Genomic DNA, 12,116 nt, shown 5'->3' with positions numbered 1-12,116 from the left:
GAACATTTCCTCATCTCCTGTTAAAACAACTTATATATCATGCTTTTTCGCCGCTTTCATACGGGCCATGGCTCTTGCAAGGGATGCCTTGGATACATAGTATTCCTGCAGACTTTGCTGCTGCCTGAGCTGTTCCTCAGCGCGGTCCAGCGCATCCTGGGCACGCTTCAGGTCAATATTTTCAGGGTATTCACAGCTGTCTACCAAAACTGTCACACGGTTATTGATGATCTGCGCAAACCCGTTTCCCACGATCGCTGTCTTCCACTCCTGGCTGTCAGCGGGTTTAAAACGCATTTCACCGGGTACAATGGCGACCATCATATCCGCATGGTGGGCCAGAATGGAAATCTGTCCGTCCTTTGCAGGAAGCATGATACTGGTTCCTCTGCCGTGATAAAAATCTTTATCACTGGAAACGATATTCAGTCCGAATGTATTCATATACATGCACTCCTTTTCCGCCCGGCATTACTGCTCGGCTTTTGCCTTCTCCACCACCTCGTCAATGCTGCCCACATTAAAGAATGCATTCTCCGGATATTGATCCATCTCACCGTCCACGATCATCTTGAAGCCGCGGATCGTCTCTTTGAGTGGTACATATTTTCCGGCAATACCGGTAAATACCTCAGCCACATGGAATGGCTGTGACAGGAATTTCTGGATCTTTCTGGCACGGGCAACCACTTTTTTGTCCTCCTCAGAAAGCTCTTCCATACCGAGGATCGCAATGATATCCTGCAGCTCTTTGTACTTCTGCAGATACTCCTGCACCCTTCTGGCCACTTCGTAGTGTTCTTCTCCCACCACGTCAGCCTCCAGGATACGGGAGGTGGATTCCAGCGGGTCAACAGCCGGATAGATACCCTGCTCCACGATCTTTCTGGACAGAACCGTAGTAGCGTCCAGATGGGCAAATGTGGTAGCCGGAGCCGGGTCAGTCAGGTCATCGGCAGGCACATAAACAGCCTGCACACTGGTAACAGAACCGTTCTTCGTGGAAGCGATCCTCTCCTGAAGCTCACCCATCTCAGTAGCCAGAGTGGGCTGATAACCAACGGCTGAAGGCATACGTCCCAGAAGTGCTGACACCTCAGAACCTGCCTGGGTAAAACGGAAAATATTATCAATGAACAGCAGCACGTTCTGGTGCTCCTGGTCACGGAAATACTCTGCCATGGTCAGTCCGGTCTCTGCCACACGCATACGCGCTCCAGGCGGCTCATTCATCTGACCGAATACCAGGGCAGTTTTCTCCAGAACACCTGACTCCTTCATCTCTGTCCAAAGGTCATTTCCCTCACGGGAACGCTCACCTACACCGGTGAAAATGGAGTATCCGCCGTGCTCTGTGGCAATATTGCTGATCAGCTCCTGGATCAGAACGGTCTTGCCTACACCGGCACCGCCGAACAGACCGATCTTACCGCCCTTCGCATATGGTGCCAAAAGGTCAATGACCTTGATGCCGGTCTCCAGGATCTCAACTACCGGGCTTTGTTCCTCAAAGCTTGGTGGATCTCTGTGGATTACCCAGTGCTCCGCATTCTCAAGCTGTTCTCCGTTGTCAATGGTTTCGCCCAGCACATTGAACAGACGTCCCAGTGTCTCTTTTCCCACCGGTACGGAAATACCTGCTCCTGTAGCTGTGACCTCCATATCTTTGCAGAGGCCGTCGCTGGAAGCCAGCATGATACAGCGCACCGTATTATTTCCGATGTGCTGTGCAACCTCCATCACAAGCTTCTTTCCATTATTTTCCACAGTAAGGGCATCTTTGATATACGGAAGGTTCTGGTCTTCAAATTCTACGTCTACAACAGGTCCCATGACCTGTACGATTTTTCCTTTTTCCATAACGATTGCATCTCACAGTCGTGAGGAAACCTCCTTCCTGTTCGCTAGTTTTTATTCTTCTGCGCCTTAGCGCCGCTGATGACCTCAGTGATCTCCTGGGTGATCGCAGCCTGACGCACACGATTATATTTTATTGATAAATCTTTCAGCATGTCTTTTGCGCTGCTGGTAGCTGCATCCATGGCCATCATACGGGAATTATGCTCACTGGCATAAGACTCCACCAGACAGCCGTAAATGATACCGTGCAGGTAATTGGGAACAATGCTGTTCAGGACTTCTTCTGCGGAGGGAACCATCTCGATCTCCTCCTGATGAATATCCACCATCACCTGTGCCGGTGTATGGAAGCTTGCCTTTTTAAGGGGAAGAAGCTGCTGCATCTCTGCCACCATATTGGCGGCATTGGCCATTCTCGTGTAGATAATATACACTTCATCCAATTCGCCGGTCAGATAGCTGGCGATCATCTTCTCTGAGATCACCCTGGCCCGGTGCATTGTGGGCTTCTGTACCGTGAACCGGAAATTGGTATCCACATCCACATTTTTCTTGTAGAAATACTGCCTTCCCACCTCGCCCAATACAAAGAGCTGGGGATGCGCGTCTTTTTCCATACATTCTTCCGCTATCTTAAACACATTGTGATTATAAGCGCCGGCAAGACCTTTGTCTGCAGAAACTACGATGTAGCCTGTTCTGCGTTCCTCTTTTGGTACGGATGACCGCTCATCAAAGTAGCGGTTTCCCTCCGTATCGGGAGGCATATGACGAAGGACCCTGCCGATCGCAGACTGCAGAGCGTAAAAATACGGTTCTGTATCTGCCAGCACCTTCCTGGCTCTCTTTAATTTGGAGGAGGATATCATATACATGGCGTTGGTGATCTTCATCGTGTCCTGGATACTATTTATACGGCTTTGTATCTCTTTTGCACTTGCCATCTCATCACCTGCTCTTATTCTTAAATTCCTCTGCCACTTTTAAAATCTTCTCACCCAGCTCGTCAGAGAGGACTTTTTTCTCCTCAATCTCCTGACCGACTTCCGGATGGTTTTTCTCGAAGTATGCAAGCATATCTGCCTGGAATGCCTTCACGTTCTTAATTTCCACATCGGAAAATACCTTATGTGTTGCAGTCCAGAGGGTGATAACCTGCTCATGGTTGGAAAGCGGATGGCACAGAGGCTGTTTCAAAAGCTCCATCAGCGTCTTTCCATAGGAGAGCTGCTCTTTCGTGGCATCATCCAGGTCAGACGCAAACTGTGTAAACACTTCCATTTCCCTGTACTGTGCCAGGTCGATACGCATGCTTCCGGAAGCCTTTTTCATAGCTTTTGTCTGGGCTGCACCGCCTACACGTGATACGGAGAGACCCACATTGACCGCCGGACGGTTGCCGGCAAAAAACAAGTCGCTCTCCAGGAAGATCTGTCCGTCTGTAATGGAAATTACATTGGTCGGTATATACGCGGAAACATCGCCTGCCTGGGTTTCAATGATGGGCAGTGCTGTGATGGAACCGCCGCCTGCCTCGTCGCTCAAACGGCTGGAACGCTCCAGCAGTCTGGAATGCAGGTAGAATACGTCACCCGGATATGCCTCACGTCCCGGAGAACGCTCCAGAAGCAGGGAAAGGGCTCGGTAAGCCACCGCGTGTTTTGACAGGTCGTCATATACGATGAGCACATCCTTACCCTGATGCATAAAATACTCTGCCAGAGCTGTTCCCGAGTAAGGAACAATATACTGAAGGGGTGCACAGTCGCTGGCCGTTGCGGCAAAAACTGTGGTATAGTCCATAGCTCCGTATTTCTCCAGAGTGCCGGTCAGTTTTGCAACTGTAGACGCTTTCTGTCCGATCGCCACATAAATACACATGACATCCTTGCCCTTCTGGTTCAGGATGGCATCAATGGCGATCGAGGTCTTACCTGTCTGACGGTCACCGATGATCAGCTCACGCTGTCCCCGGCCGATAGGAAACATGGAGTCAATGGCCAGAATACCTGTCTCCATGGGAACAGAGACGGATTTACGGTCAATGATACCGGGTGCCTCCTGCTCAATGGGACGGTAATCTTTTGCTTCGATCCCGCCTTTTCCATCAATGGGCGCGCCCAGGGCATCCACGATCCTTCCGATATAGCCTTCACCAACCGGGATACCTGCTCTTTTCTTTGTGCGGACCACTTTTGTGCCCTCTTTGATCCCCATGTCTTTTCCGAATATGATGACACCAATTTCATTTCTCTTGATATCCTGCACCATACCTTTGACACCGTTCTCAAACGTCACGATTTCTCCGTACATCGCATGGTCTATTCCATAAACAGTCGCAATTCCGTCACCGACCCAGATTACGTTTCCCACTTCACGGACACCCGTTGTCATATCGAAATTCTCTATTTCTTCTTTCAGAATGGAAATAATCTCCTCTGAATTGATTGAACTCAAAGCGTTCACCTCCAGGTCAATTTTTGTTGTAGTGCATTGATCTTGCCTTTCAGGCTGTAATCAATCTCCTGGTCACCTACGCGGAGGGTAAATCCGCCCACCAGGTCTTTTTCTTCCTGTAACTGAAATGCTACATCCTTTACGTGGTATTGCCTGCAGAGAAATCTTTTGATTCCTGTAAGCTGCTCCTCTGTAGGAAGTACCACATAAGACAGAGTTGCATTTAAAATATTGTTTTTTTCGTTGTAATATTCCTGATATGCCTTAAAAATCTCCTGTGCCTCACCAGCTTTGTGGTATCTGCACAGTATTTTCATAAAATTATGTATCTCTCTCGGAAAAATCCGGTCTACCACTCTCTGCTTCGCCGCCAGGGATACAACAGGGCTTGAAAGCACTTCCGACACCTGGGGAACTTTCTCTAAAAGTTCTCGTGCGCCGGCTGCAGATTCCGGTGAAATATTCAGCTCATACAGCACTTTCCCGTAATTATTCAGACTCTCTGTCATCTGCATCACCCGCTTCTGCTAAAAATGTATCGTAGAGCATTCTGCTTCCCGCTTCGCTTCCGCCTGCAAGCATCTTCTTAGCTGCTTCCACAGCAAGACCTGCAATCTCGGATTTTGCGCCTGCCAGGGCATTTTCCTTTTCCTGTTCTGCCGTCTTTCTGGCACTTTCCAGGATTCTTGCCGCCTGCTCATTAGCTTCCCGAACGGTACGCTCTGTCAGGGTCCTTGCATCGGCTTTTGCTTCCTCGATGATCTGTGCGGACTCGGATTTTGCACCGCTTATTGCCATTTCATACTGGCCTTTCAGCTCATTCGCCTTTCCTTCTGTCGTTCTGGCATTTTCAAGCTGCTGTGCGATGAGTGTCTTTCTTTTTTCCATGATTCCCAGTAACGGTCCGATCAGGAATTTTTTCAGTAAGAGATAAAGAACTATCAGGTTAATTATGGTCCAGATAAGGCCCCAGCCTAAACTCAGCACCTGTCTTCACCTGCCTTCCTTATTTTACGAATAAGAGTAATAAAGCGATTACGAAACCGTAAATAGCAGTTGCCTCTGCCAGTGCACATCCAAGCAGCAGTGCTTTGCTGATCTTTCCCTCTGCCTCCGGCTGCCTTGCGATCGCTTCTGTTGCCTTAGATGTTGCAAGACCGATACCTAAACCTGCTCCTAAACCTGTTAAAACTGCCATACCTGCACCAATTGCTGTTAACATATCTCTGTTCTCCTTTTCCAAATATATTTTTAATAATCACCCGCAGCTGTTCGCTGTTTTCACAGTTGCGGTCACTCCTCTATCTGCTCCTTTATAAAGAGCGAAGTTAAAAAAACAAATACGTAGGCCTGGATCAGACCATCGAAAATGTCAAAATAAAAGCTGAACGGAATGGGTAAAACAACCGGTAAGATCATTTTGATCAATTCCATTACAACAAATGATCCGATCACATTGCCGAACAGTCGCATACACAGCGACACCGGACGGATGAATATCTCCATAATGTTGATCGGCGTAACAATGGCCATGGGTTCTGCAAAACTGTGCATGAACCGCTTAAACCCTTTCTGCTTCCATCCTGAATATTCAATCAGGAAGATGCTTATGATCGCCAGCCCTGCTGTCACGTTTAAGTCCTTTGTGGGCGGTTTGAAGCCCAGAAGACCAATTAAGTTAGCCACGCCAATATAGATGGCAGCGGTAATCAAGTAAGGAATATACTGTTTTCCTCTCTCGCCCAGAATATCTGCGAAAAAGTCATTCAGAAATCCAATAGCTGATTCCAGAGCCAACTGTTTCTTACCGGGATTTTCCACCTTCAGATTTCTGACAAGAACGATCGATATTATCGTCAATGCTGCCATAATGATCCAGGTGACCACCACAGACTCCGTGACTGGTATCCCGCCAAAAATTGGGATGGTAAATACGGTCTCGCAGTTCAGCTCTTCCGTAATCCTATCCGCTATAGTTCCCGTAGGACATCCTCCCTTTCTATTTTATGATTTTTTAACTTCTCCTTTCTTATTTATTTATGATTCCAGAAAACATTACAGCTAATTTTTTCATTTGTCAATCTTTCTTTATATTTTTTTAGATGTGGCTTTCTTATGATTTTCGAGACATTTTTTCAGACATTTTTTCAATTTCTTTTATGGTTTTCTCTCCGTTTTTGGAAGGTTTTCGTGTACCAATCGGTATACAGAAAAATACAACTGCTTTATTTCACAAATACAAGTTGTATTTTCGTTTAATTTTTGTGAATAATGTGGGCATTTTCTCAAAACCCACATCTAAAAAGCGCCCCATTCACGAAAAACAGGGCGCTTTTTTGTTAGGTTTTCATATTAATAGCCTAGTTTAGTAAAAATATTTCTCGGCTCATCCCAGATCACAAGGTCTGCCCTGCTGTCTGAGTGGTGGTGCTCTTTATGGATAATGACAAGATTCCTTCCCTCAAAGTATTTGATATACTTGGAAAACACCTCTGAATCCAGTGTCGTCCCAAGGAGGATCAGTGTATCCGCATTCTCAATCTCCCAGGTTGCCTTTGTCATGAGCCGGCTGTCCATCATCTCGCCAAATAGAGCTACCTGCGGGCGGATAACACGGCTGCAGTCCTCACACAGAGGTACTTTCTTTGATGCCTTTATATATTTCAGCGGATATTTTCTTCCGCAGTGGGGACAGATATTCTCATAAATACTTCCGTGCAGGTTGATCACATTGCGGCAGCCTGCCTTCTGCGGATACTCATATATATTTCCGGTAATGATACACTTAAGTCTTCCCTTCTGCTCCATTCTGGCGGCTGTCCGAAAGGTTTCACTGGTATCCACATCTCCCTGAAGGACCTCATTCCTGTAAAATTTAAAAAACTCTGCCGGCCTGTTATTGTAATACACACTGGTAAAAATATCCTCCGGTGACACGCCGTATGTCTTTTCAATCTCATATGCCTTTTCCGGCGTCTTCATTCCCATGTATCCACACTCTGCCATCATGCCGGAACCGCTTAAAATAACTGTATAGGCGCTTTCATCAATGATTGCCCTCAGTCTTTCAATCTTTTTTTCCTCTTCCATCAATTTTTCCTCCTCCCGGCGTTTCTTGATGTCTATATTGTACCATTTTTCTCTGTTTTTATAAAGGATTTTTTCTTATGTAACCAGGTCACCAACAAAATCTGTGTCTTTTGGTAAAATCTGTGATAAGATAAGAGTAGAAAGAAAGGAAGTGCCTGAATATATGGAAAAACTGATCATCGCCGGCGCAGGTCCCGCCGGTATCTCCGCCGCATTATACGCAGTACGCTCCGGCATCACGCCGCTCATCATACACAAGGGTATCGGTGCCCTGGAAAAAGCCGCAAAGATTGAAAACTATTACGGACTGCCCGACCCTGTTTCCGGGCAGGAGCTGTATGAAAACGGACTAAAGCAGATCAAGGCTTTAGGTGTCCCGGTTGTAGAGGATGAAATGCTGTCTGTGGAGTATGACGGCGACTACACAGTCCACACGATTCTATCCACTTATCAGACAAAGGCATTGATCCTGGCCACAGGAACAAAGCGAAACACCCTTGCCCTGAAGGAAGCCCGTAGATATGAGGGCAGCGGCATCAGCTACTGTGCCATCTGTGACGGTTTTTTCTACCGTCAGAAAGATGTGGCCGTGATCGGCAACGGTGAATATGCCCTGCATGAAGCAAAGGTTCTGGAACCTCTGGCAGCAAAAGTCACCATCCTCACCAACGGTATGGAGCCGACTTTTGAAAAAGAAGCCTTAGGAACGATCCAGGTTGAGACAAGAAAGATCATTTCTGCCGGAGGAGATCCCACTCTGAAATGGCTGGAGCTGGAGGATCATGAAAAGTTTCCTCTGGACGGACTTTTCGTGGCGCTGGGAACCGCAGGGAGTACAGATATTGCGAGAAAATTGGGATTAATGATTGAAAACAATCATATCATGGTAGAGACTGACACCAGCACTGCCCTTCCCGGACTTTTTGCCGCAGGCGACTGTACCGGAGGCCTGCTCCAGGTATCCAAAGCGGTCTATGAAGGGGCGCTTGCAGGAACCAGAGCTGTGAAATACTTAAAAAAACATACCAGCACAGTGTGACACAGTCACAGAAAAACAAACCGGCATCTGATAGAATATGCCCATAAAGACGAGTAACCAAGATCAATCATAGAAAATAAGGAGTGTATAATTATGGCAATGGTATTTAATGAGAAAAATTTTAAAAGTGAAGTTCTGGAATCTGATGTCCCTGTAATGGTGGATTTCTGGGCCACCTGGTGTATGCCCTGCCGTATGCTCGGACCGGTTATCGAAGAAATCGCAGCGGAATCCGAGGGTGCGTACAAAGTAGGCAAAGTAAACGTGGATGAGAATCCGGGGCTTGCTTCCTCCTACGGTGTTATGAACATTCCAACCGTGCTGGTGTTCAAAAACGGAAAGGTTGCTGAAAAATCCGTGGGTGTTGTTCCCAAATCACAGCTTGTAAATCTGCTGAAATAAGAGCAGTGAGAATATGACAAAAGGGTGTGGCTGAGTGCCGCACCCTTTTGTATATGGCAGGAAGCCGTCAGATTTTGCTGTTCACAGCTCCGCAAAAAATGCAGTTCTGTGGACAGCAACACGCTTCGCGATGTACAGAAATAGAGCATTCTGCTCCATTTCGCGCTGGCTGCCTCGGGATTATCATGCACTGGCACATAAAAATGTCTCGCGGGACAGTGGCTGTGTATAGCAGACATCAGATCACTGTCCGCAGTGTCTGTTTTAAGGCAGCATTTCATAAAGACTGCTCTTATTTTCAATCCTGATCCCGCCGCGGAACAGGGAGATATCCCCCTTTTTAACCATCTGTTTCAAGGTTCTGCTCACCGCTTCCCTGGCGCTTCCGATAGCTTTCGCGATTTCCTCATGAGTCATACGGATGCTGTCATCCTTCCTCTGGGCGGATTCGTCGATGAGAAAAGCCGCGATCCTCTGGGTCAGGCTCAGGAACATGATCTGCTGCAAAGCCTCCACAACGCTTGAAAAACGCTCCGTGGCAATCTTGTAGGCAAAGTTCTCCACATAGATATTATCTGCCGCAAGAGCGGAAAATACAGGTGCAGGTATCAGCAGGACTTCGCAGTCAGCTTCCGCCTCTATCTCCACATCAAAGGTAATGGCCGACAGGGCGCAGGATGCTGTGAGTACACAGGTATCCCCTTCCCTGATCCGATATATTGTCACCTCTTTTCCCTCGTCAGACAAGAGATACGCACGGATGACACCTTTTAAAATAAATACGGTTCCCAGACATTCCCTGGTAGGGGAATAGATCAGACTTCCCGCGGGATACTGCACTACTCTGGAATCCCGGCACACCCTCTCCTGCTGTTCTTTTGTCAAATGTTCCCAGAAGGGTGTCCGCACCAGAACTTCTTTTATTCTATTTTCCATTTTTATATCCTTCCCTTGCAATTCCATTTTTTAGCCCTTACAATAAGATATGTCTGTGAAATATGCCTGCGAAATATGAAAAAAGGAGAAAAATTCCTTTATGAGACAAAAAAAATTCTCTTATCGCCTGCTGTGCATTGCCGTTCTTTTGGCAGTCATACTCTCCGCTCTCTGGCTGGACCATTCCTCCCAGACACGAATCGCCTGTGTGGGGGACAGTATCACATACGGTGCCACGATCAAAGATAAAAGCCATGACAGTTATCCTGCGCAGCTTGGAAGTCTGCTTGGCCGCAAATATACTGTGAAAAATTTTGGTGCCAGCGGATACACACTTCAGGAAAGCTGTGACAGACCTTATACGAGCCATAAACGCTACAAAAAGAGCCTGGATTTTAAACCTAATGTGGTCCTGATCATGCTGGGGACCAACGATACAAAGCCTTACAACTGGATCAGCACAGAAGCCTTTCAGGATGACTACCGGCAGTTGATCCGCTCCTACCAGGAGCTGTCTTCCAGACCGGACGTGATCCTCATGTCACCCGCATCTGTGTTCCCGGAGAATTTCAATCCCGCAAAGCCTTATAAGATACAAGCTGACACAGCCTGTGAAGCGGCAAAAGCAGTCCGTGAGCTTGCAGAAGAGCTAGGACTGCCTTTTATCGATATTCATGAGGTGACTGCCAAACATCCCGAATTCTTCCTCCAAGACGGTGTCCATCCCAACGAACTGGGAGCAGAAGCCATTGCTCAGACCGTTTATGGGTCACTGAAGACTTTGGGGTATTAAGGCTTTGGGGTATTACGCTGTCTCCTCTTATTATCATCAATATACCATATATCCGGAAGTTATTCCAGTCCGGAATATTTTTGATTGTTCTGTTTGTGATTTTTCAATTAACTGCTTTTTCAATTAACCGCTTTTTCATTGCTGTTCACAGTATGCTAAAAATATAGTTTTTATATAGTAATACGCTTCGAGGCGCACAGTTCTGTCCTTTTTTGGGGGAAAATGCAGTGAACTGCATTTTGGCGTTGACGAACTCGGGGGCGCTGCGCATCGCACAGTATTCCCTTGATGAAAATGCGTGGGGGTGTTTTTATTTTTGTTTATTTTTTGATTGACTTTTCCGCATAGTATCAGACCTTCTTTTGGTATTTATTTTGCTGATGGTTTTTCCGCCGCCTGTACTAGAGCTAGATTTTCTTTTGACGCCGCAAAGTCTCAAGAAATGCCTGACAGCCTTCTACAACGTCGGAATAGGTCACCTCGAAATTGCCTGTATACCATGGGTCTGCAATGTCTCTTGGATGCGCAGAAAAATCCAACAAACGACAGATCTTATGATCCGGATCATGGCCTGTAATACGATTCATATTGCGGATATTCCACTCATCCATACCTATAAGATAATCGTATTTTGCATAATCCGATTTTTTCATCTGTACTGCATATTTACCCGCTGTGGAAATGCCTACCTCGCGCAGTTTATTTCGGGTTCCGTGATGTACCGGGTTGCCGATTTCTTCTGTACTGGTGGCAGCGGATGCGATGTAGAACTTGTTCGATAGGTTTTCTTTTTGGGTTATGTCTTTTAGGACAAATTCGGCCATGGGGGAACGGCAGATGTTGCCGTGGCAGACGAATAATACTCTAATCATACTTAAAAAACTCCTTTAAAATACTGATTTCTCTTGATTTTACGCCACTTTCCGGCATTTCCATAACAGAAATACTTACTTTGGCTTCCTTCTTCTGGCAAAAATATGCCGGAAACACTCTTTTACTTCCGGTGTTATTGGCACAATACGCATATCGCTTTTGTTTCGATCACATACATCATGTCCCTTCTCCTCTGGTGCTGATGGTCCACAACAATTCTTTTGTTTCCCGTATCAATATTTTTTATAGTGGGTCCTGCAAACTCAAGGATTCGAAGACTTGTATGGAAAAAATATAAATGCCTTCATAATATTTGCCGAAATGATTATCATTTTTTATAAATTCCAGAAAATCTTTTTCCTGTTTCTTTGTAAGTCAAGAGAATTAGAAGAACCACCAAATACGAATTGTCTCTTGTGGTCTTTCAGATGCAATTATTTCCGGTATTTTAATAATCCAGTGGCCTTGCAATTTTTGAAAAATATTCTCATCATCCAATGTTTACATATCATCGGAAAACCAGTCCTTCTTCACTGCCAGAAAGCAAAAAAAGACGTAGATTCCCCAACTCACTGTCCTCCTGTCAGGCAAAGCATAACATCAAATTTGACACCCGGATGAAAGACTCTTGAGATTGCCCCCAACGCAAAAAGTAAAGTCACCTCG

Annotated in this window: 15 protein-coding genes; 3 read left to right on the top strand and 12 right to left on the bottom strand. The window is 46.3% G+C overall.

Annotated elements, in window-relative coordinates; translation table 11 throughout:
- Window positions 1-30: 30 nt before the first annotated feature.
- The 9 genes from atpC to BLCOC_RS12975 form a co-directional block, all read right to left on the bottom strand.
- Complete coding sequence (gene atpC, locus BLCOC_RS13015; protein ID WP_018594302.1) at window positions 31-444, bottom strand: ATP synthase F1 subunit epsilon; 414 nt, start codon at window positions 442-444, stop codon at window positions 31-33.
- A 27-nt stretch (window positions 445-471) separates the two neighbouring features.
- Window positions 472-1,860: a F0F1 ATP synthase subunit beta gene (atpD, locus tag BLCOC_RS13010; RefSeq protein WP_018594303.1), complete on the bottom strand. Its 1,389-nt coding sequence runs from the start codon at window positions 1,858-1,860 to the stop codon at window positions 472-474.
- Window positions 1,861-1,904: 44 nt separating this feature from the next.
- Complete coding sequence (atpG, locus tag BLCOC_RS13005; protein WP_018594304.1) at window positions 1,905-2,804, bottom strand: ATP synthase F1 subunit gamma; 900 nt, start codon at window positions 2,802-2,804, stop codon at window positions 1,905-1,907.
- Window positions 2,805-2,808: 4 nt separating this feature from the next.
- A complete protein-coding gene (gene atpA, locus BLCOC_RS13000; protein ID WP_018594305.1) occupies window positions 2,809-4,317 on the bottom strand; it encodes a F0F1 ATP synthase subunit alpha in 1,509 nt (502 codons plus the stop codon).
- 5 nt (window positions 4,318-4,322) lie between these two features.
- Window positions 4,323-4,832, bottom strand: a complete 510-nt coding sequence (atpH, locus tag BLCOC_RS12995; protein ID WP_174717612.1) for an ATP synthase F1 subunit delta — start codon at window positions 4,830-4,832, stop codon at window positions 4,323-4,325.
- The gene (gene atpF / locus BLCOC_RS12990; RefSeq protein WP_018594307.1) at window positions 4,807-5,304 is read right to left on the bottom strand and encodes a F0F1 ATP synthase subunit B; all 498 of its coding nucleotides are present in this window, start codon (window positions 5,302-5,304) and stop codon (window positions 4,807-4,809) included. Before atpF ends, atpH begins: the two co-directional genes overlap by 26 nt.
- Window positions 5,305-5,323: 19 nt before the next feature.
- Window positions 5,324-5,539, bottom strand: a complete 216-nt coding sequence (gene atpE / locus BLCOC_RS12985; protein WP_018594308.1) for an ATP synthase F0 subunit C — start codon at window positions 5,537-5,539, stop codon at window positions 5,324-5,326.
- 71 nt (window positions 5,540-5,610) lie between these two features.
- Window positions 5,611-6,279, bottom strand: a complete 669-nt coding sequence (locus tag BLCOC_RS12980; RefSeq protein WP_026255364.1) for a F0F1 ATP synthase subunit A — start codon at window positions 6,277-6,279, stop codon at window positions 5,611-5,613.
- A gap of 390 nt (window positions 6,280-6,669) precedes the next feature.
- Complete coding sequence (locus BLCOC_RS12975; RefSeq protein WP_115622417.1) at window positions 6,670-7,407, bottom strand: SIR2 family NAD-dependent protein deacylase; 738 nt, start codon at window positions 7,405-7,407, stop codon at window positions 6,670-6,672.
- A gap of 163 nt (window positions 7,408-7,570) precedes the next feature.
- Between BLCOC_RS12975 and BLCOC_RS12970 the strand changes: the two genes are divergently transcribed.
- Both BLCOC_RS12970 and trxA read left to right on the top strand, forming a co-directional pair.
- Window positions 7,571-8,446 carry an NAD(P)/FAD-dependent oxidoreductase gene (locus tag BLCOC_RS12970; RefSeq protein ID WP_115622416.1) on the top strand — a complete coding sequence of 292 codons (876 nt, stop codon included), beginning with the start codon at window positions 7,571-7,573 and terminating at the stop codon, window positions 8,444-8,446.
- 93 nt (window positions 8,447-8,539) lie between these two features.
- Window positions 8,540-8,848 carry a thioredoxin gene (gene trxA / locus BLCOC_RS12965; RefSeq protein WP_018594312.1) on the top strand — a complete coding sequence of 103 codons (309 nt, stop codon included), beginning with the start codon at window positions 8,540-8,542 and terminating at the stop codon, window positions 8,846-8,848.
- 264 nt (window positions 8,849-9,112) lie between these two features.
- On the opposite strand, the gene BLCOC_RS12960 is transcribed toward trxA, so the two are convergent.
- Window positions 9,113-9,784: a Crp/Fnr family transcriptional regulator gene (locus tag BLCOC_RS12960; protein WP_115622415.1), complete on the bottom strand. Its 672-nt coding sequence runs from the start codon at window positions 9,782-9,784 to the stop codon at window positions 9,113-9,115.
- Between the two features lie 100 nt (window positions 9,785-9,884).
- Here BLCOC_RS12960 and BLCOC_RS12955 point away from each other — a divergent pair, with 100 nt between their 5' ends.
- The gene (locus BLCOC_RS12955) at window positions 9,885-10,577 is read left to right on the top strand and encodes a GDSL-type esterase/lipase family protein (protein ID WP_115622414.1); all 693 of its coding nucleotides are present in this window, start codon (window positions 9,885-9,887) and stop codon (window positions 10,575-10,577) included.
- 407 nt (window positions 10,578-10,984) lie between these two features.
- On the opposite strand, the gene BLCOC_RS12950 is transcribed toward BLCOC_RS12955, so the two are convergent.
- Both BLCOC_RS12950 and BLCOC_RS27890 read right to left on the bottom strand, forming a co-directional pair.
- Entirely contained in the window at window positions 10,985-11,449 is a 465-nt protein-coding gene (locus BLCOC_RS12950; RefSeq protein WP_115622413.1) for a low molecular weight protein-tyrosine-phosphatase, read from the bottom strand.
- Window positions 11,450-12,019: 570 nt separating this feature from the next.
- Complete coding sequence (locus BLCOC_RS27890) at window positions 12,020-12,112, bottom strand: VapE domain-containing protein (RefSeq protein ID WP_330412013.1); 93 nt, start codon at window positions 12,110-12,112, stop codon at window positions 12,020-12,022.
- Between the last annotated feature and the right edge of the window lie 4 nt (window positions 12,113-12,116).

The sequence above is a fragment of the Blautia coccoides genome (assembly GCF_034355335.1).
In the GTDB taxonomy this organism is placed as follows: domain Bacteria; phylum Bacillota; class Clostridia; order Lachnospirales; family Lachnospiraceae; genus Blautia; species Blautia producta.
The sequence above is the reverse complement of the archived record's forward strand: the minus strand, read 5'-3'. Positions and strand labels throughout refer to the sequence as shown.

Bases quoted from the DNA above. Each gene is read 5' to 3' on its own strand.
- BLCOC_RS12960 (WP_115622415.1), bottom strand. From the start codon at position 9,784: ATGGAAAATAGAATAAAAGAAGTTCTGGTGCGGACACCCTTCTGGGAA.
- BLCOC_RS12970 (WP_115622416.1), top strand. From the start codon at position 7,571: ATGGAAAAACTGATCATCGCCGGCGCAGGTCCCGCCGGTATCTCCGCC.
- BLCOC_RS12950 (WP_115622413.1), bottom strand. From the start codon at position 11,449: ATGATTAGAGTATTATTCGTCTGCCACGGCAACATCTGCCGTTCCCCC.
- atpD (WP_018594303.1), bottom strand. From the start codon at position 1,860: ATGGAAAAAGGAAAAATCGTACAGGTCATGGGACCTGTTGTAGACGTA.
- atpE (WP_018594308.1), bottom strand. From the start codon at position 5,539: ATGTTAACAGCAATTGGTGCAGGTATGGCAGTTTTAACAGGTTTAGGA.
- BLCOC_RS12975 (WP_115622417.1), bottom strand. From the start codon at position 7,407: ATGGAAGAGGAAAAAAAGATTGAAAGACTGAGGGCAATCATTGATGAA.
- atpH (WP_174717612.1), bottom strand. From the start codon at position 4,832: ATGCAGATGACAGAGAGTCTGAATAATTACGGGAAAGTGCTGTATGAG.
- BLCOC_RS12955 (WP_115622414.1), top strand. From the start codon at position 9,885: ATGAGACAAAAAAAATTCTCTTATCGCCTGCTGTGCATTGCCGTTCTT.
- trxA (WP_018594312.1), top strand. From the start codon at position 8,540: ATGGCAATGGTATTTAATGAGAAAAATTTTAAAAGTGAAGTTCTGGAA.
- atpG (WP_018594304.1), bottom strand. From the start codon at position 2,804: ATGGCAAGTGCAAAAGAGATACAAAGCCGTATAAATAGTATCCAGGAC.
- atpC (WP_018594302.1), bottom strand. From the start codon at position 444: ATGAATACATTCGGACTGAATATCGTTTCCAGTGATAAAGATTTTTAT.